General features: G+C 59.9%; 17 protein-coding genes. 10 read left to right on the top strand and 7 right to left on the bottom strand.

Annotated elements, in window-relative coordinates:
* The first annotated feature begins 9 nt into the window (after positions 1-9).
* Positions 10-813, top strand: a complete 804-nt coding sequence (locus tag AC1MDT_RS18470) for an ABC transporter permease (RefSeq protein ID WP_414910646.1) — start codon at positions 10-12, stop codon at positions 811-813.
* Positions 801-1,637, top strand: coding sequence for an ABC transporter ATP-binding protein (locus AC1MDT_RS18465; RefSeq protein ID WP_414910647.1), 837 nt, complete (start codon positions 801-803; stop codon positions 1,635-1,637). Before AC1MDT_RS18470 ends, AC1MDT_RS18465 begins: the two co-directional genes overlap by 13 nt.
* Positions 1,638-1,769: 132 nt before the next feature.
* On the opposite strand, the gene AC1MDT_RS18460 is transcribed toward AC1MDT_RS18465, so the two are convergent.
* A complete protein-coding gene (locus AC1MDT_RS18460) occupies positions 1,770-2,849 on the bottom strand; it encodes an endonuclease/exonuclease/phosphatase family protein (RefSeq protein ID WP_480418410.1) in 1,080 nt (359 codons plus the stop codon).
* Positions 2,850-3,056: 207 nt separating this feature from the next.
* The gene (locus AC1MDT_RS18455) at positions 3,057-3,731 is read right to left on the bottom strand and encodes a YciC family protein (protein ID WP_480418409.1); all 675 of its coding nucleotides are present in this window, start codon (positions 3,729-3,731) and stop codon (positions 3,057-3,059) included.
* 178 nt (positions 3,732-3,909) lie between these two features.
* Here AC1MDT_RS18455 and AC1MDT_RS18450 point away from each other — a divergent pair, with 178 nt between their 5' ends.
* The 3 genes from AC1MDT_RS18450 to AC1MDT_RS18440 all read left to right on the top strand — a co-directional run bounded on the left by AC1MDT_RS18450 (position 3,910) and on the right by AC1MDT_RS18440 (position 5,943).
* Positions 3,910-4,692, top strand: coding sequence for a DUF2076 domain-containing protein (locus AC1MDT_RS18450; protein ID WP_480418408.1), 783 nt, complete (start codon positions 3,910-3,912; stop codon positions 4,690-4,692).
* 137 nt (positions 4,693-4,829) lie between these two features.
* Positions 4,830-5,309 carry a LabA-like NYN domain-containing protein gene (locus tag AC1MDT_RS18445; RefSeq protein ID WP_007946629.1) on the top strand — a complete coding sequence of 160 codons (480 nt, stop codon included), beginning with the start codon at positions 4,830-4,832 and terminating at the stop codon, positions 5,307-5,309.
* Positions 5,310-5,331: 22 nt separating this feature from the next.
* Positions 5,332-5,943, top strand: a complete 612-nt coding sequence (locus AC1MDT_RS18440; protein ID WP_201116189.1) for a 3'-5' exonuclease — start codon at positions 5,332-5,334, stop codon at positions 5,941-5,943.
* 109 nt (positions 5,944-6,052) lie between these two features.
* Here the strand turns inward: AC1MDT_RS18440 and AC1MDT_RS18435 are convergent, their stop codons facing one another.
* On the bottom strand, positions 6,053-6,499 hold the full coding sequence (locus AC1MDT_RS18435) for an Lrp/AsnC family transcriptional regulator (protein ID WP_480418407.1): 447 nt from the start codon (positions 6,497-6,499) through the stop codon (positions 6,053-6,055).
* A gap of 162 nt (positions 6,500-6,661) precedes the next feature.
* Between AC1MDT_RS18435 and yedA the strand changes: the two genes are divergently transcribed.
* Together yedA and rhlE1 are read left to right on the top strand one after the other, a co-directional pair.
* Positions 6,662-7,588, top strand: a complete 927-nt coding sequence (gene yedA, locus AC1MDT_RS18430; protein WP_480418406.1) for a drug/metabolite exporter YedA — start codon at positions 6,662-6,664, stop codon at positions 7,586-7,588.
* Positions 7,589-7,653: 65 nt separating this feature from the next.
* On the top strand, positions 7,654-8,988 hold the full coding sequence (gene rhlE1 / locus AC1MDT_RS18425) for an RNA helicase RhlE1 (RefSeq protein WP_414910653.1): 1,335 nt from the start codon (positions 7,654-7,656) through the stop codon (positions 8,986-8,988).
* Positions 8,989-9,104: 116 nt separating this feature from the next.
* On the opposite strand, the gene AC1MDT_RS18420 is transcribed toward rhlE1, so the two are convergent.
* Complete coding sequence (locus AC1MDT_RS18420; RefSeq protein ID WP_480418405.1) at positions 9,105-10,343, bottom strand: TIGR03862 family flavoprotein; 1,239 nt, start codon at positions 10,341-10,343, stop codon at positions 9,105-9,107.
* A 276-nt stretch (positions 10,344-10,619) separates the two neighbouring features.
* Positions 10,620-11,540, bottom strand: coding sequence for a histone deacetylase family protein (locus AC1MDT_RS18415; protein ID WP_480418404.1), 921 nt, complete (start codon positions 11,538-11,540; stop codon positions 10,620-10,622).
* Positions 11,541-11,614: 74 nt separating this feature from the next.
* On the opposite strand from AC1MDT_RS18415, the gene AC1MDT_RS18410 reads away from it, so the two are divergent.
* From AC1MDT_RS18410 to AC1MDT_RS18400, 3 genes are all read left to right on the top strand, one after another.
* Complete coding sequence (locus tag AC1MDT_RS18410) at positions 11,615-12,184, top strand: GNAT family N-acetyltransferase (RefSeq protein WP_480418403.1); 570 nt, start codon at positions 11,615-11,617, stop codon at positions 12,182-12,184.
* 108 nt (positions 12,185-12,292) lie between these two features.
* Positions 12,293-13,162: an acyl-CoA thioesterase II gene (tesB, locus tag AC1MDT_RS18405; RefSeq protein ID WP_480418402.1), complete on the top strand. Its 870-nt coding sequence runs from the start codon at positions 12,293-12,295 to the stop codon at positions 13,160-13,162.
* Complete coding sequence (locus AC1MDT_RS18400) at positions 13,159-13,752, top strand: HAD family hydrolase (protein WP_480418401.1); 594 nt, start codon at positions 13,159-13,161, stop codon at positions 13,750-13,752. The genes tesB and AC1MDT_RS18400 overlap by 4 nt, the downstream gene beginning before the upstream one ends.
* Positions 13,753-13,877: 125 nt before the next feature.
* Here AC1MDT_RS18400 and AC1MDT_RS18395 read toward each other — a convergent pair whose 3' ends face one another.
* Positions 13,878-14,837 (bottom strand): alpha/beta hydrolase, encoded by a 960-nt coding sequence (locus AC1MDT_RS18395; protein WP_480418400.1) that lies wholly within the window; start codon positions 14,835-14,837, stop codon positions 13,878-13,880.
* Positions 14,838-15,731, bottom strand: coding sequence for a KPN_02809 family neutral zinc metallopeptidase (ypfJ, locus tag AC1MDT_RS18390; protein ID WP_480418399.1), 894 nt, complete (start codon positions 15,729-15,731; stop codon positions 14,838-14,840).
* Positions 15,732-15,866 lie beyond the last annotated feature (135 nt).

The raw sequence follows: 15,866 nt of genomic DNA, 5'->3' as shown, positions 1-15,866 counted from the left end.
GAGGTTCGCATGTTCAAGCGCAATTCATGGCTGAGCCGCTGTATGACGCCCAAGACCGGCCTGCCCGTGCAGGTCATCTGGAGCGCGAGCGGCCTGGCCTGGGTGTTATTGATCGGCCTGTGGGCCGGATTGTCCTATGGCGGCGTGGTGCCGGGCATGTTCCTGCCGACACCGGGGGCGGTGGTCGAGGCCGCCGTGCGCCTGGGTCGCGACGGCACACTGGGTCAACACGTGTGGGCCAGCGTCGAAGTGGTGATGGTCGGGTTCATCGTCTCGTCCCTGGTGGCGGTGCCGTTGGGGTTGCTGATGGGCAGCTTCCGCATCGTCCAGGCCTTCCTCGAACCGATGGTCAATTTCATCCGTTACCTGCCGGTGACCTCGTTCGTGCCGCTGTTCATTCTGTGGATCGGCATCGGCCTGGAACAACGGGTCTCGGTGATCATCTTCGGGGTGTTTTTCCAGCAACTGGTGATGATCGCGGACGTGTCCAAAGGCATTTCCAAAGACCTGATCAACGCGTCCTACACCCTTGGCTCGAACCGCCGCGATGCGGTGTTGCATGTGATCGCTCCGGCATCATTGCCGGGTGTGCTCGACACCTTGCGCGTGACCATGGGCTGGGCCTGGACGTATCTGGTCGTCGCCGAACTGGTCGCGGCCTCCAGTGGTCTGGGCTACCTGAGCCTTAAAGCCATGCGCGGCTTTCAAGTGGATGTGATCTTTCTGGCAATCGCGATCATCGGTCTGTTGGGCCTGGTCACCGATCAACTGTTCCGTTTCCTACGTCTGAGGATCGCCGCATGGGCTCAGTAACCGCCGTCAACCCTCGTTTCGTCACACCCCAGGCTGCCCCGGCGCAGGCCGCTCCTCGACTGCAAGTGGACAAGGTCAGCCTGCGTTACCAGAAGCCCGACGGTGGAATGTTCACCGCGCTGGAGCAAGTCTCGTTCGAAGTACCGGATCAGCAATTCGCGGTGCTGGTCGGGCCATCGGGCTGTGGCAAGTCGAGCTTGTTGTACCTCACTGCCGGTCTGAATGAACCCACGGAAGGCGAGATTTACGTGGGCGGTCAGCAAGTGCAGGGGCCGGGCGCGGATCGCGGGATGGTGTTCCAGAGCTATACGTTGTTCCCGTGGCTGACGGTGCGGCAGAACGTCGAATTCGGCCTCAAGCGTCGCGGCATGGCATCCGCCGAGCGCAAGGAGATCGTCGACTACTACGTCAATGAAGTGGGCCTGACGGGGTTCGCCGACAACTACGCCAAGCAGCTGTCCGGCGGCATGATGCAACGTGTCGCCATTGCTCGTGCGTTGGCCAACGACCCGCAAATTTTGCTCATGGATGAACCCTTCGGCGCGCTGGACAGCCAGACTCGCCTGCAAATGCAGCAACTGTTGTTGCGGGTTTGGGGCAACAGCAAGAAGACCGTGCTGTTCGTGACCCACGATATCGACGAGGCGATTCTGTTGGGCGACCGGGTCTACGTCATGGGCGCGCGGCCGGGCCGGATCAAGCAAATTCTGGACGTGCCGATCGAACGCCCACGGACCCTGGACATGGTCATGGAGCGCTCGTTCATCGACATGAAGCGCAAGATCTTCGGGTTGCTGCACGACGAGCTGGAAGAGGAGCATTGAGCCTGCACAACCTCCTGTGGGAGCGAGCCTGCTCGCGAAAGCGGTGTACCTGCCAACATTAATATTGACGGTACTGTCCCCTTCGCGAGCAGGCTCGCTCCCACAGGTTTTGCATTTGCCTGAAGTCAGGGGTTAAGGCGTAGCCGGCAAGAGGAAACGGGCGATCACCGGCAAGTGATCGGAGATCCGCAAGGTATCGTCCTGCCTCACAGTCGCCTCGACTCGTTTGATCCGCGGACTGTAGAACAGGTAGTCAACAGTCCGGTCCGGACCGTTCAAGCCTGGATCGTTCGGGTAATGGGTCAGCCACTGCGTCCGGTTGACGCCGCTGGCTTCGTTGTTGGTGGGGATCATCGGGTATTTGTCCCACAGCACATGCAACGCGCTGTCGGCGGAGTAGGGCATGCGTTGCTCGGCAGGCAGGCGTTGATATTGCCCCAGCGGCAACAGATTGAAGTCCCCTCCGATCAACCATGGCGTGCCGCGGCTTTCGTACTTGTCGAGTACTTTGGCCACGGCCGTCACCTGGTCTTGCAAGGAGTGGTCGGGTTCGGTGATGCGGTCCAGATGGGTGTTGAGCACCGCTATCTGGCCGCCATCGCTCAATGGCAGGTAACTCATCAACAGGGCGTTTTTCGGTTTGAACTGGCGACTGATGAAATTGGTCGGCAGGGTTGGCAATTGCTGGCGTTCAGCGTGTTCGATCTGGAAGCGGCTGAGGATCGCCAGTTGTCGACCAACGCTGCCGAAGATGTGCGGATCGGGGACGAAATCGGCTTTCCAGTCGAAGGTGTGAGCGCTGCACGGATACAGGTCCGCGACCCGTTCTTGAAGCAACTTGAGTTGATTCTGGTAATCGCTGGCCTTGGCGCCGTCATCGAGTTCCTGCAGCAGCACGAGGTCCGGTTGCTCGTCACGAATCACCCTCGCCACTTCATCGAGGCTGAAGGCCATGTCTTCGAGGGTCGGTTTTTCGTCGTCGCCGTGCGCCAGGTCGTTCCAGAAAACGTAGCGTTTACCTGCCAGGTATTGGACGTTCCACGTCATTACCTTCAGCGCCTGGCCAGGCACCAACGTTGGCGCCTGGGCGTTGCAACTGACCGGCAACACTTCCTTGGCACCGGGGCGCCAGGTCAGGCTGTAGATCAACAGTGCAAACAGACCGAAAACAATCAGCAGGCCCAGCAGGGTGTAGCGCAGTAGACGGGTCATGGCTCGGCTTATAGCGTTACAAAAGATGGCCCCGAGCATAACCGAGCGTAAACGGCATGCCCATCATGTAGGAGCGAGCTTGCTCGCGAAAGACCTGAGAGCGACACGTTTATCCAACATGAACGCGTTATCGTTAACGTCTTTCGCGAGCAAGCTCGCTCCTACAGGCAGCCGAACGCAGGCTGCTACAAGGGGGTGCGTCGTCAGTCAGAGCGGTCGATCAATTTTCTCTGGCACCTCGCCAATCAGCATGAACAAGCGGAACAGCACCACGCTGGTGAACAGTTGCAGGAAACTGTGAGCGCTGTCGATCAGCAGCGAAAGCACCGGGTTCTGCGGGTCGGGGTACACCGCCATGGTCGCGCCCTTGAGCAACCATAACGGCCCCATCACGCAAAGGAGGCACACCAGAATCCGCAGGAAATGGCCGCGAGTCAGGCGCATGCTTTCCTTCATCGCCGTCAGCGGGGGCAGGCCGCGCAGCACCAGCAGGTACTCGGCAAACGCCAGAGTCACCATCAGCCAGATGCCCGGCAGGAAATACAGCGACAGGCCGATCAGGATCAGCACGGTATTGAGCGCTGTCAGCAGGGCAAAGCGCGGCCACAGGGTCGCGGACATCGCCAGCAGGTCGCGGGTACGCGGCGATTCACCACGGCTTCGGGCATCGAGAAACAGAATCAGCGCGGCGGTGTACAGCGGATACACCAACAGGCCGACAATCACGCTGTAACCGGGAAAACCTTCCGGGCCGGCCGTGTTGTCGACAATTTGTTGCAATAGCGCCTCAAGAATCACCAGCGGCAGGCACAGCTGCACGATCTGGCCCAGATTGCGCTTGAAGAAGTACAGAGAGTCACGCAGAACGTCGAACGGATTCATCAGTCGGTATCGCTGGTCATAAGCAGTGACACACTTTAACCGATGAAGTGCTGCCACAAGCAAACGTAAACGTTAGGTAAAGATCATTGAAACATCCTGTATTAGCCTCCATTACAAGTTTGCACCTTATCCACAGTGGATAAGGACGACGAAATTCCCGGCAATCTACGAGGTCGCCATGAACAGCGAAGAACAAACCCTGATCGATGGACTGTTTTCCCGGCTGCAACAGGCCGAAACGGATTCAGCCCCGCGCGACGCCCTGGCCGAGGCGCGGATCAAGGAACACCTGACTCGCCAACCCGCGGCGGGCTATTTCATGACCCAGGCGATTCTGGTGCAAGAGGCGGCCATCAAGAGCCTCGACGAACAGAACAAGCAACTGACCCAGCAAGTCCAACAGTTGCAGGCCGAACTGCAACAGGCCAGGGCTCAGGCGCCCGCTGCTGCGCCTGCCAGCGGCGGCTTTCTATCGAGCATCTTTGGGGGCGGTTCCCGCGATCCGCAGCCCGCACCGACGCAGAGCGCACCGCCATCCTCTGGCGGCTGGCGCGAACCGGCGCGGCCGTCGTTCAATTCGCAACCGCCACAGCAGAACTTCGGTGCAGCGCCGCCTCAGCAGAACTATGGCGCCGCGCCGCCCCAGCAGAACTACGCACCGCAACAACCGGTCGGCAGCGGATTCCTTGGTGGGGCACTGAAAACCGCCGCCGGTGTGGCGGGTGGCGTGATGTTGGCGGAAGGCATCAGCAGCCTGTTCCATCACAATCAGCAGCCGCAGGTGGTTGAAGTGATCAAGGAAGAGCCGGCTCAGGTCAGCGATCAGAGCGACAAAGGCTGGGGCGCTGATCAGCGCATGGCGGACAACAACACCAGTGATCAGGGCGGTTTCTCCGATACCGACTACAACGATGACAGTTCATCGTTCTTCGGCGGTGATGACGACGATTCCTTCGTCTGACACGCCATTCGTCCGGAGCGCTGCGGCGCTTCGGGCTGATTATTCGCGGAACAATCCTTATGGCTGGCATACTGGGCGACTTTTCGGGCCTGGTGCCTGATCCTGCCTGCGCGTCTGTGCGCTCATGAGGATGTACGGTGAAAAAAATTGCAGTGTTCGCCGATGTTCAAAACCTCTATTACACCGTGCGCCAGGCCTATGGTTGCCACTTCAACTATGCCGCGTTGTGGGCTGACATCAGCAAACAGGGTGAGATCGTCGAGGCCTATGCCTATGCGATCGATCGTGGCGACAGCAAACAGCAGCAGTTCCAGCAGATCCTGCGCAATCTCGGTTTTACCGTGAAGCTCAAACCCTACATCCAGCGTAGCGACGGTTCGGCCAAGGGCGACTGGGACGTGGGCATCACCCTCGACATCATGGACGCCGCGGACCATGTCGACGAAGTGGTGCTGGCCTCCGGTGACGGTGATTTCGACATGCTGCTGGAGCGAATCATCAGCAAGCACGGCGTTCAAGCGGTGGCTTACGGTGTGCCGGGTCTGACGGCTAATTCGCTGATCCGCGCCGCCAGCCGCTATGTGCCGATCGAAGGCGCATTGCTGCTCAAGAATTGATTTTTACGGAGTTGAAACAGGTTTGGAACGCATAGCAGTCATCGACTTTGAAACCACCGGGATCTCCCCGGGCACCGGGTGCCGAGCCACGGAAATTGCCGTGGTGATCCTCGAACAGGGGCGCATCGTCGATCGCTACCAAAGCCTGATGAATGCTGGCGTACGCGTCCCGGCGTTCATCGAACAACTTACCGGCATCAGCAATGCCATGTTGCGCACCGCGCCATCGGCCGAGCAGGTGATGAATGAAGTCAACGAATTCGTCGGCATCACGCCGCTGCTGGCGCACAACGCCGCGTTCGACCAGAAGTTCTGGGACTTTGAACTCGGGCTGATCAAACGCACCCGTTTGCAGAACTTTGCCTGCTCGCTGCTACTGGCCCGTCGGCTGATGCCCGCCGCGCCGAACCACAAACTCGGTACCCTCACCACATTCGCCAAACTGCCTCATACCGGCCAGGCTCACCGGGCCATGGCCGATGCCGAGATGGCTGCCAACCTGACGGCGCATCTCGCGCAGGAACTCCGGCACAAGCATGGGTTGCGGGAGTTATCGCATGAGTTGTTGTGCAGCTTGCAGAAAGTGCCGGCGGCGAAGATCAATGAGCATCTCAAGCGGCATCGCGGGTTCTAAAAAAACCGCAAATCCCTTGTAGGAGCGAGCTTGCTCGCGATGGTGTATCAGCTACATGTATGTCGACTGACACACCATCGCGAGCAAGCTCGCTCCTACAACATCAGATCTATTTCCCTTCCAGCTGCCCCAACGGCACGCGCTTCTCGATGGCGCTCGATAACACAATCGAGGTCTTGCTGAAGCCAAAACTGGCAATCCGGTTAATCAGCTCTTCCAGCTCCGGCATCGAGCCCACCGCCGCTTGCATGATTACGCACGGATCTCCGGTAACCCGGTGGCATTCGGTCAGTTGCGGGATTTTGATCAGGTCGTCGTAGGCCTTCTGATTGCCATGCTGATTCAGGCGTAGCTCAATGACGCACTGGATCGGCAGGCCGACCTTGGACAGGTCGACTTTCGCCTGGTAACCCGTGATCACGCCGCAGGCTTCAAGTTTGGCCACGCGCTCGGCGACGGCCGGGGCGGACAGGTTCACCTTGCGCGCCAGTTCGGCGTAGGACGCACGACCATTTTCCAGTAGGGCGCTGAGCAGCATTCGGTCGTATTTATCCATCGTGGCTCCCCTCAAATGACATAACTTTCGAAAGCGCGGTTTAAAGCGGTGATCTCCGTGTTTTGAAAAGTGTACTGGCGGTTTAAACAGGTTTTGTAACTTATTTTTCGCCGTTGGCCTTTCTAGAATAGCGGTTCACTTGCCTTGCCTACGAGCTGCCCCATGCCTGGCCTACGTCGCTTTCCCTTGCCGTTGATCGCTGCCTTTTTCGCCTTGTACGTGATTTGGGGCTCGACCTACCTGGTGATTCGCATCGGCATTGAGTACTGGCCGCCGTTGCTGCTCGCGGGTATCCGGTTTGTGATTGCCGGTTCGTTGATGTACGCCTTCCTGCGCTGGCGCGGGGCGCCGGCACCGACGTGGGCGCAGTGGAAAGCGGCAGGGATCATCGGGATTTTGCTGCTCAGTTGCGGCAATGGCGCGGTCAGCGTGGCTGAACACACCGGCGTGGCCTCGGGCGTGGCGGCATTGGCGGTGGCGACGGTGCCGCTGTTTACCTTGCTCTGCGGCTATTTCTGGGGCGCGCGTAATACCCGTCTCGAATGGGCCGGGATTGTGCTCGGGTTGATCGGTATTGCCATGTTGAATCTCGGATCAAACCTGCAGTCGAGCCCGCTGGGCGCTATGTTGCTGGTGTTCGCGGCGGCGGCCTGGGCGTTCGGGTCGGTATGGAGCAAGCACTTGCCGTTACCGCAAGGCGCGATGGCCAGCGCCGTGGAGATGCTGGTGGGCGGCGTGGTGCTGTTGATCGGCAGCGCGGTCAGCGGTGAACATCTGGAAAGCCTGCCGCCCGTCGAAGGCTGGGCCGCGCTGGCGTACCTGATCTTTTTCGGTTCGATCATCGCGTTCAACGCCTACATGTACCTGTTGAAAAATGTGCGTCCGGCGGCGGCCACCAGTTACGCCTACGTCAACCCGGCGGTGGCGGTGTTGTTGGGAATTGTGTTTGTCGGCGAAACCATCGGTATCGAAGAGGCACTGGCGATGTTGGTGATCATCAGCGCCGTGGTGCTGATCGGATTGCCGCAGTGGCGTCGCGCTCCTGTTCAGGCCGCCGTAGCGGCGCCGACTGAATCCCGTGTGAATTAGGGTAAACTGCGCGCCATTGCACACTCGTTTTGCACAACCGCGCTGAATTTTCCTACGGTAATCCCATGACTTTCGCCACCCTTGGCCTGATCGAACCCTTGCTGCGCTCTCTCGAGACGCTCGGCTACCAGACCCCGACGCCGGTTCAGGCGCAAGCCATTCCGGCGGTGCTGGCCGGTCGCGACCTGATGGCTGCCGCCCAGACCGGCACCGGCAAGACCGCCGGTTTCGCGCTGCCGCTGCTGCAATTGCTGGCCATGGAAGGGCCGAAAGTCACCGCCAACTCGGTGCGCGCATTGATCCTGGTGCCGACCCGCGAGCTGGCCGAACAGGTGCACGAAGCCGTGCGTCAATACGCCGAGAACCTGCCGTTGAGCACGTATGCGGTGTACGGCGGCGTCAGCATCAACCCGCAAATGATGAAGCTGCGCAAGGGTGTCGACCTGCTGGTAGCGACGCCAGGCCGTTTGCTCGACCTGTTCCGTCAGAACGCGCTGAAGTTCAACCAGTTGCAAACCCTGGTGCTGGATGAAGCCGATCGCATGCTCGACCTGGGCTTTTCCGAGGAACTGGGGAACATTTACAAGGCGCTGCCGAAGAAACGTCAGACGTTGCTGTTCTCCGCGACCTTCTCCGATGCGATCCGCACCTTGGCCGGGCAAATGCTCAACGATCCGCTGAGTATTGAAGTCAGCCCGCGCAACGTCGCGGCCAACACGGTTAAACAGTGGGTAGTGACGGTCGACAAAAAGCGCAAGCCGGAGCTGTTCATCCATTTGTTGCGCAAGGGCAAGTGGAAACAGGTGCTGGTGTTCGCCAAGACCCGCAACGGCGTGGATGCGCTGGTGGAAAAGCTTCAGGGCCTGGGCATCAACGCCGACGGCATCCATGGCGACAAACCTCAAGCCACTCGCCAACGCGCACTGGACCGTTTCAAAGCCAGCGAAGTGCAGATTCTGGTCGCCACCGACGTCGCGGCCCGTGGCCTGGATATCGAAGATTTGCCGTTGGTGGTCAATTTTGACCTGCCGATCGTGGCTGAGGACTACATCCACCGCATCGGTCGTACCGGCCGTGCAGGTGCAACCGGGCAGGCTATTTCGCTGGTGTGCGCCGATGAAGTGAACCTGCTGTCGGCCATTGAGACGTTGACCCGTCAGACGTTGCCTCGCCAGATGGAACATGATTTCGAACCTGAGCACCGCGTGCCGGATACCGATGCCAGCGGTCAGGTGGTCAAGAAGCCGAAAAAACCGAAGAAGCCAAAGACCTCCAGTGGTGGCAAACGCAACCTGGGCAAGTGGGTTGAGAGCGGGGATGCATCGGCGCCGGAACCTTCGATCAAGCCTGTGCGAAAAGTCCCGGTGTTTAATACCGGGCCGCGTAAGCGTAAGCCTTAATAGCCGCTGTGTTAATTAAGCCGCTATCGCGAGCAAGCTCGCTCCCACACTGGATCTGTGTCGTTTGCTAATCCCCTGTGGGAGCGAGCTTGCTCGCGATGGACGCTACACGGTCTTCAGCCCGTGCGCTTCAACCACTCCACCATCCCCAACCCCGCCGCACGCCCACTGGCAAAACACGCCGTCAGCAAATAGCCCCCCGTCGGCGCTTCCCAATCCAGCATTTCCCCCGCGCAGAACACGCCCGGCAATTGCTTGAGCATCAATCGCTCATCCATCGACTCGAACATCACGCCACCGGCGCTGCTGATGGCTTCGTCCAGTGGGCGGGTTTTCACCAGCGTCAGGGGCAGTGCCTTGATCGCCTTGGCCAGCAGTGACGCGTCGGCAAAGCACTCGACCGGTGTCAGCTCTCGCAACAGCGCCGCTTTCACGCCGTCGAGCCCGAGCTGGCTGTGCAGGTGTTTGGACATGGAGCGCGAGCCGCGCGGTTTGCTCAGTGCCGCCTGGACTTTATCCACAGGCCGGCCCGGCAACAGGTCGAGGTGAAGGGTCGCCGAGCCCTGTTGATTGATCGCTTCGCGGATCGGAGCCGACAGCGCGTAGATCAAACTCCCTTCAATCCCGGTGGCCGTGATTACACACTCGCCCAGCCGCGGCACGTCGTCGTTGAGGCCAATGGCGATATTTTTCAGCGGTGCGCCGGCGAATTTACTGACCATCAACTCGCTCCAGGCCTGCACCTCGAAGCCGCAATTGCTCGGCTGCAGCGGCGCCAGTCCTACACCGCGTTGTTGCAGTGGCAGCATCCACGCGCCATCGGAACCCAGCCGCGACCAACTGCCACCGCCAAGGGCGAGCAAGGTCGCGTCAGGCTTGACGGTTTTTTCGCCTTCAGGGCTGTGGATACGTAAATCGCCTTGGTCATCCCAGCCGATCCAGCGGTGGCGCGTGTGGATAACTACGCCTCGGTCTCGCAGCCGTTTGAGCCAGGCTCGCAGTAAGGGGGCGGCCTTCATGTCCGTAGGAAATACCCGACCAGAGCTGCCGACAAAGGTTTCGATACCCAGGTCATGAATCCATTGGCACAACGCCTCGGCCCCAAAGCCCCGCAGCAGCGGCGCTATCTGCGGTGCCTGCTCGGCGTAGCGTGAGAGAAATGCCGGGTAGGCTTCGGAATGGGTGATGTTCATGCCGCCGACACCGGCCAGCAGGAATTTTCGCCCCACCGAAGGCATGCCGTCGTACAGGTCGACGTTGATCCCGGCCTGGCTCAGCACTTCCGCTGCCATCAAACCGGCGGGGCCGCCACCGATAATTGCGACGTGAGGGGAGTGGGAGGAGGGCTGAGTCATGGCGTGCGCTGCGGTTTGGCGGAATAAGCCGCGCATTCTACCAGCCCGAAACATTGTAGGAGCGAGCTTGCTCGCGATGGTGTGTCAGTCGACACCCATGTAGCTGACACATCATCGCGAGCAAGCTCGCTCCTACAATGGATCTATCTCGCTTCAAAATAGCTGATCAAAAAACAGCCAGTCCTTTGCAGGCTATAGGCAGCATGGCCTGCAGGCCCTTTCGCTCAGGTTATCCACAGGCAGCTCCACAGGCATTGTGGGTAAAGCATCCACAGCTCAATGACACCCTGATGACTGCCAGACCCGTTGTGCGCTGTGATGCAGAATCCCATGACGGCGGGCCAAGGCCTTGCGGTCCTTGCTGTACCCGCCACCAATCACCCCGACCACCGGAATATCTCGACCCAGGCAATGGCGCATCACGCTTTCATCCCGGGCGGCGACGCCTTCGTCTGTGAGCTTCAAATAACCGAGCGCGTCATCCTTGTGCACATCGACGCCAGCGTCATACAGCACCAGATCCGGTTGATAGAGCGGCAACAAATAGTTGAGCGCATCGTCCACGACCTTGAGGTAATCGGCATCGCCCATGCCCTTGGGCAACGGAATGTCCCAGTCACTTTCGGCCTTGCGTGCAGGAAAGTTCTTTTCGCAATGCAGGGAAACGGTCACCGCGTCCGGGGTGTTGCGCAGAATTCGCGCAGTCCCGTCGCCTTGGTGCACGTCGCAATCGAAGATCAGCACCCGATTCACACGGCCACTTTCCAGCAGGAAATGGCTGATCACCGCCAAGTCGTTAAAGATGCAAAAACCCGCCGGATAGTCGTAGTGCGCGTGATGCGTGCCGCCGGCCAGGTGACAGGCCAACCCGTGCTCCAGCGCTTGCTCGGCCGCCAGCAACGAACCGCCGACCGCCCGCACTGTGCGACGGGCCAACGCCTCGCTCCAGGGCAAGCCGAGGCGCCGTTGATCTTCGCGGGACAATTCGCCACTCATGTAACGTTCGATATAGGCAGCGTCATGTGCGAGGGCGAGAATCTGCGGCGGACAGAGTTCCGGGCGCAGCAGGTCGGCGTCGCGGGTCAGGCCGCTGTCCACCAGGTGATCGCGCAGCAGGCGAAACTTGTCCATGGGGAAGCGGTGATCCGCCGGGAACTCGGGACTGTAATCTTCGTGGTATATCAGCGGCAGTGGCATGACGATTTAATGTAGGAATGAAGGACGGATCCTACCAGCGTTGTAGACTGGCGGCATGGAAAGGGGAGGAGACGATGGAGCCGATACTGCAACTCGAAAGCGCGCGACTGCTGTTGCGGCAGTGGCGCGATGAGGATTTGCCAGAGTTTGCGGCGATGTGCGCCGATCCACAGGTGATGCGATATTTTCCAGAGCCCTTGAGTCGACTGGAAAGCGCTTCGCTGATCGGGCGGATTCGTGGCCATTTTGCCGAGCACGGTTTCGGCCTCTGGGCGCTGGAACGCAAGGACACTGGTGACTTTATCGGTTTTACCGGGCTCCTTGTGGTCGGTTTCGACGCCCCCTTCACCCCGGCCGTCGAGATCGGCTGGCGCCTGGCCCGCGAGCATTGGGGGCTGGGTTATGCCAGTGAAGCAGCCTGGACCGCTCTGCGCTGCGGGTTTGACCGTTTGGCGCTGAATGAGATTGTGTCCTTCACTACCCAGACCAATACCCCCTCTGAAAAAGTCATGCAGGCGATTGGCATGCACCATGATTCAGCCGATGACTTTGAGCACCCGAGGCTCGCAGCCGATCATCCCCTGCGGCACCATGTGCTGTATCGCATCAGCCGTGAACAATGGCTGCAAACGTTGCATGGATAAGCGGGCGCGGACGTTTACAATGGCGCCCATAGTGGCGCCCGGGCCGAAAACTGAATTGACCGCCGCAGCCAAGACTGCGCGGCATTGCGTTGTGTGAGGAGAGTCTGAATGAGCCAAGTATTGGATGATCTGGTCGAGCTGTTGACCCTGGAACCGATCGAAGAAAACCTGTTCCGTGGCCGTAGCCAAGACTTGGGCTTTCGTCAGTTGTTTGGCGGCCAGGTGATCGGCCAGTCCCTGTCGGCAGCCAGTCAGACCGTCGAAGAAACGCGCCATGTGCATTCGATGCACGGTTATTTCCTGCGCCCCGGCGATTCTGCGTTGCCTGTGGTTTATCAGGTTGATCGGGTGCGTGATGGCGGCAGTTTCAGCACGCGCCGGGTGACGGCGATCCAGAAGGGCAACCCGATTTTCACCTGCAGCGCGTCGTTCCAGTATGACGAAGCAGGCTTCCAGCACCAGAGCGAGATGCCGATCGTGGTCGGTCCGGAAAACCTGCCGTCGGAACTGGAGATTACCCAGCAGCGTGCACACCTGATTCCGGAGCACATGCGCGAAAAACTGCTGTGCCCCAAGCCCATCGAGTTCCGGCCGATTACCGAGAAAGATCCCTACAACCCGCAGCCGTCCGATCCGATCAAGTACGTCTGGTTTCGCGCCGACGGTGCCCTGGCCGATTCCCCGGCGCTGCATAAATACCTGCTGGCTTACGCGTCGGACTTCGGTTTGCTGACCACGTCGATGCTGCCGCATGGCAAATCGGTCTGGCAGAAAGACATGCAGGTCGCCAGCCTCGATCACGCGCTGTGGTTCCATGCGGACCTGCGCGCCGATGATTGGCTGCTCTACGCGATGGACAGCCCGTGGGCCGGCAATTCTCGCGGATTCACCCGGGGCAGCGTGTTCAACCGCGCCGGGCAATTGGTGGCGTCGGTCACTCAGGAAGGCCTGATTCGTCATCGCAAGGATTGGGCATGAGCCTGGCCGAGGTGCGGCACTGGGTGTTCGACATGGACGGCACCCTGACGGTGGCTGTGCATGACTTCGCAGCGATTCGCGTGGCCTTGGCGATCCCGGCCGAAGACGACATTCTGACCCACCTCGCCGCGTTGCCGGCCGATGAAGCCGCCGCGAAACATGCGTGGTTGCTGGAACACGAACGTGATTTGGCGCTGGGTTCAAAACCGGCGCCGGGTGCGGTGGAATTGGTGCGGGAGTTGGCCGGGCGCGGCTATCGCCTGGGCATTTTGACGCGCAATGCGCGCGAACTGGCGCACGTCACGCTGGAGGCGATCGGCCTGGCCGACTGCTTCGCGGTGGAAGATGTGTTGGGTCGTGATGAAGCACCGCCTAAACCGCATCCGGGCGGTTTGCTGAAGTTGGCCGAAGCCTGGAAAGTGCCTGCGAGTGAGCTGGTGATGGTCGGTGATTACCGGTTTGATCTGGATTGCGGGCGGGCGGCGGGGGCGCGGACGGTGCTGGTCAATCTGCCAGATAATCCCTGGCCGGAATTGACCGATTGGCATGCGGCGGATTGTGTGGCGTTGCGGGAAATGTTGTCCGCTTGAGGGCCCCATCGCGAGCAGGCTCGCTCCCACATTGGTTCTCTATGGAACATAAATTTTGTGTTCGCTGAAAATCCACTGTGGGAGCGAGCCTGCTCGCGAAGGCGCCAGATCAAACACCACAAAGCTCACTGACCAAACAACACCTTCTGCCCCTCAGGCGATGTAAACATCCCATCCCCATCATGCCCAACCCCGGGCACTTCGATCAGCTGCTGACCCAAGCCTTGAGGATGGCTGCGCTTTAAATAATCAAAATAATTGCGCCCTCGAATCAATCGATACGCACCCTGAGCTTCTGCCTCGCAACCTTTATCCAGCGCCGGATGATTGGGGTTGGTGTCCTGCTGGCCCAGCAGATAAACGACGTCACGATTGACGTATTTTTCCTCCAGCTGCGCCGGCGTTTGCCCTTCGGCATAGGCCGGCAAATTCGACAGACCGTACTTCCAGCGATTGAAATCGGGACACGTCGCGTGCTTGAACGCCACGGGTCGCCGCTCATCGAAATACGCATAGGAAGACGGGTTAGCGACCACAAAACGCACCTGCACGCCAGCCTCCTGGAGTTCCGGCACATCCCGGCTCAATACTGCATAGCGTTGAACCACCTGAGCGCCGCCAGAGTGACCGGCGATGACAACTTCCTTCACATCCGGAAACTGGCGACGATCGCCGATTCGGGCGAGGATTTCGTCGAGTGCCGCGTAGGAGCTCAGAGGAAACGGACCTGTGGATAAACCGCCGGCCATCCAGTCATTGCCCTGCCAACGCAACACCGTGTCCGCCACCGGATGGAGTGCGATGTCGGTCTCGTTAAGAAATTGTGGCGCAATCACCAAGGTGGTCGCGCTTTGTCCGGCCTGTTCGGCTGCGCGTTCGGCGCTCTGGCGGTAGGTTTCAGCATTGCGCAGCCGACCGTGGATGATGATCAGTACGCGTTCGATTTTCGCCGGCGCCGGGCCGATGCCCACGGCCATCTCACCTTCTTTGAGCAACAGTCGCCCGGGGCTGATCTCATTGACCCCATGCTCGGCAGCCTGGGTGCTCGCGCAGGCGATCAGTAGGGTCAGCAGCCACTTATTCATTTACAGGTTTTTCGCGGCAAAGGTATCGCACTGGCCAACCTGGCCTTGCGCAAATCCGGTTTTGAACCAGCGCACCCTTTGCGCTGACGTACCATGCGTAAACGAGTCCGGCACCACCCGACCTTGAGCTTGCTGCTGCAAACGGTCGTCGCCGATGGCGTTGGCGGCGTTCAACGCTTCTTCGATGTCACCCGGCTCCAGCCAGTTCAGGCGTTTCTGAGCATTGTTGGCCCAGACCCCGGCCAGACAATCGGCCTGCAGTTCCTGGCGCACCAGTAAACCGCCGTCGCCTTCCATTTGCCGACCTTGTTGGCGAGCCGTCTGAATTTTCGCCGAAACACCGAGTAAGGTCTGAACATGGTGTCCGACTTCGTGAGCGATCACGTAGGCCTGCGCGAAATCACCCGCGGCGGAAAAGCGTTGGGCCATTTCCTGGAAGAACGCCATGTCCAGGTAGACCTTCTGGTCCGCCGGGCAATAAAACGGACCGGTTGCCGACGTCGCCAGGCCGCAGGCCGAATTAACGCGGTTGCTGAACAGCACCAGGGTCGGGTTCTTATACTGCCGACCGGCCTGTTGGAAAATCTGACCCCAGGTGTCCTCGGTATCGCCGAGGATTGAACGCACGAACTCGGCGCCCTCATCATTGGCCGGGGGCGCCTTGCGGGTCTGGTTGCTGGCCGGTGCCGATTGTTCGGTCATCTGCCCGGTCAGTTGTCCGAGGATCTGCATCGGGTCCTGGCCGGTGATCCAGCCAATCCCGACAATCAAGAGGATTGCCGTCAGGCTCAAACCCTTGCCACCTCCCAAGCGCATCCCGCCACCACCGCCGCCGACATCATCACCACGTGCATCGACCACGTTGTCGCTGCGTCGGCCTTTTCTCCATAGCATGGGGGAGTCCTCTGTTTGTCCGTGGGGATGAGTGTTGCTGGTGTGTGGGAGCGGCGCCAGTCCGGTCGTCCGGCTTTTACCTGGCCACTGTGGGTGGGCACCAGGAACAACGCAGACAGTAGGAACATGGATACC

Source organism: Pseudomonas sp. ASL7 (genome assembly GCF_056680375.1).
The sequence above is the reverse complement of the archived record's forward strand: the minus strand, read 5'-3'. Positions and strand labels throughout refer to the sequence as shown.

What these genes read in the sequence shown, in the direction of transcription:
- rhlE1 (WP_414910653.1), top strand. Translation starts at nt 7,654, where the DNA reads ATGACTTTCGCCACCCTTGGCCTGATCGAACCCTTGCTGCGCTCTCTC.
- AC1MDT_RS18415 (WP_480418404.1), bottom strand. Translation starts at nt 11,540, where the DNA reads ATGCCACTGCCGCTGATATACCACGAAGATTACAGTCCCGAGTTCCCG.
- AC1MDT_RS18435 (WP_480418407.1), bottom strand. Translation starts at nt 6,499, where the DNA reads ATGGATAAATACGACCGAATGCTGCTCAGCGCCCTACTGGAAAATGGT.
- AC1MDT_RS18455 (WP_480418409.1), bottom strand. Translation starts at nt 3,731, where the DNA reads ATGAATCCGTTCGACGTTCTGCGTGACTCTCTGTACTTCTTCAAGCGC.
- tesB (WP_480418402.1), top strand. Translation starts at nt 12,293, where the DNA reads ATGAGCCAAGTATTGGATGATCTGGTCGAGCTGTTGACCCTGGAACCG.
- AC1MDT_RS18410 (WP_480418403.1), top strand. Translation starts at nt 11,615, where the DNA reads ATGGAGCCGATACTGCAACTCGAAAGCGCGCGACTGCTGTTGCGGCAG.
- AC1MDT_RS18470 (WP_414910646.1), top strand. Translation starts at nt 10, where the DNA reads ATGTTCAAGCGCAATTCATGGCTGAGCCGCTGTATGACGCCCAAGACC.
- AC1MDT_RS18395 (WP_480418400.1), bottom strand. Translation starts at nt 14,837, where the DNA reads ATGAATAAGTGGCTGCTGACCCTACTGATCGCCTGCGCGAGCACCCAG.
- AC1MDT_RS18450 (WP_480418408.1), top strand. Translation starts at nt 3,910, where the DNA reads ATGAACAGCGAAGAACAAACCCTGATCGATGGACTGTTTTCCCGGCTG.
- AC1MDT_RS18420 (WP_480418405.1), bottom strand. Translation starts at nt 10,343, where the DNA reads ATGACTCAGCCCTCCTCCCACTCCCCTCACGTCGCAATTATCGGTGGC.
- AC1MDT_RS18465 (WP_414910647.1), top strand. Translation starts at nt 801, where the DNA reads ATGGGCTCAGTAACCGCCGTCAACCCTCGTTTCGTCACACCCCAGGCT.
- yedA (WP_480418406.1), top strand. Translation starts at nt 6,662, where the DNA reads ATGCCTGGCCTACGTCGCTTTCCCTTGCCGTTGATCGCTGCCTTTTTC.
- AC1MDT_RS18460 (WP_480418410.1), bottom strand. Translation starts at nt 2,849, where the DNA reads ATGACCCGTCTACTGCGCTACACCCTGCTGGGCCTGCTGATTGTTTTC.
- AC1MDT_RS18400 (WP_480418401.1), top strand. Translation starts at nt 13,159, where the DNA reads ATGAGCCTGGCCGAGGTGCGGCACTGGGTGTTCGACATGGACGGCACC.
- ypfJ (WP_480418399.1), bottom strand. Translation starts at nt 15,731, where the DNA reads ATGCTATGGAGAAAAGGCCGACGCAGCGACAACGTGGTCGATGCACGT.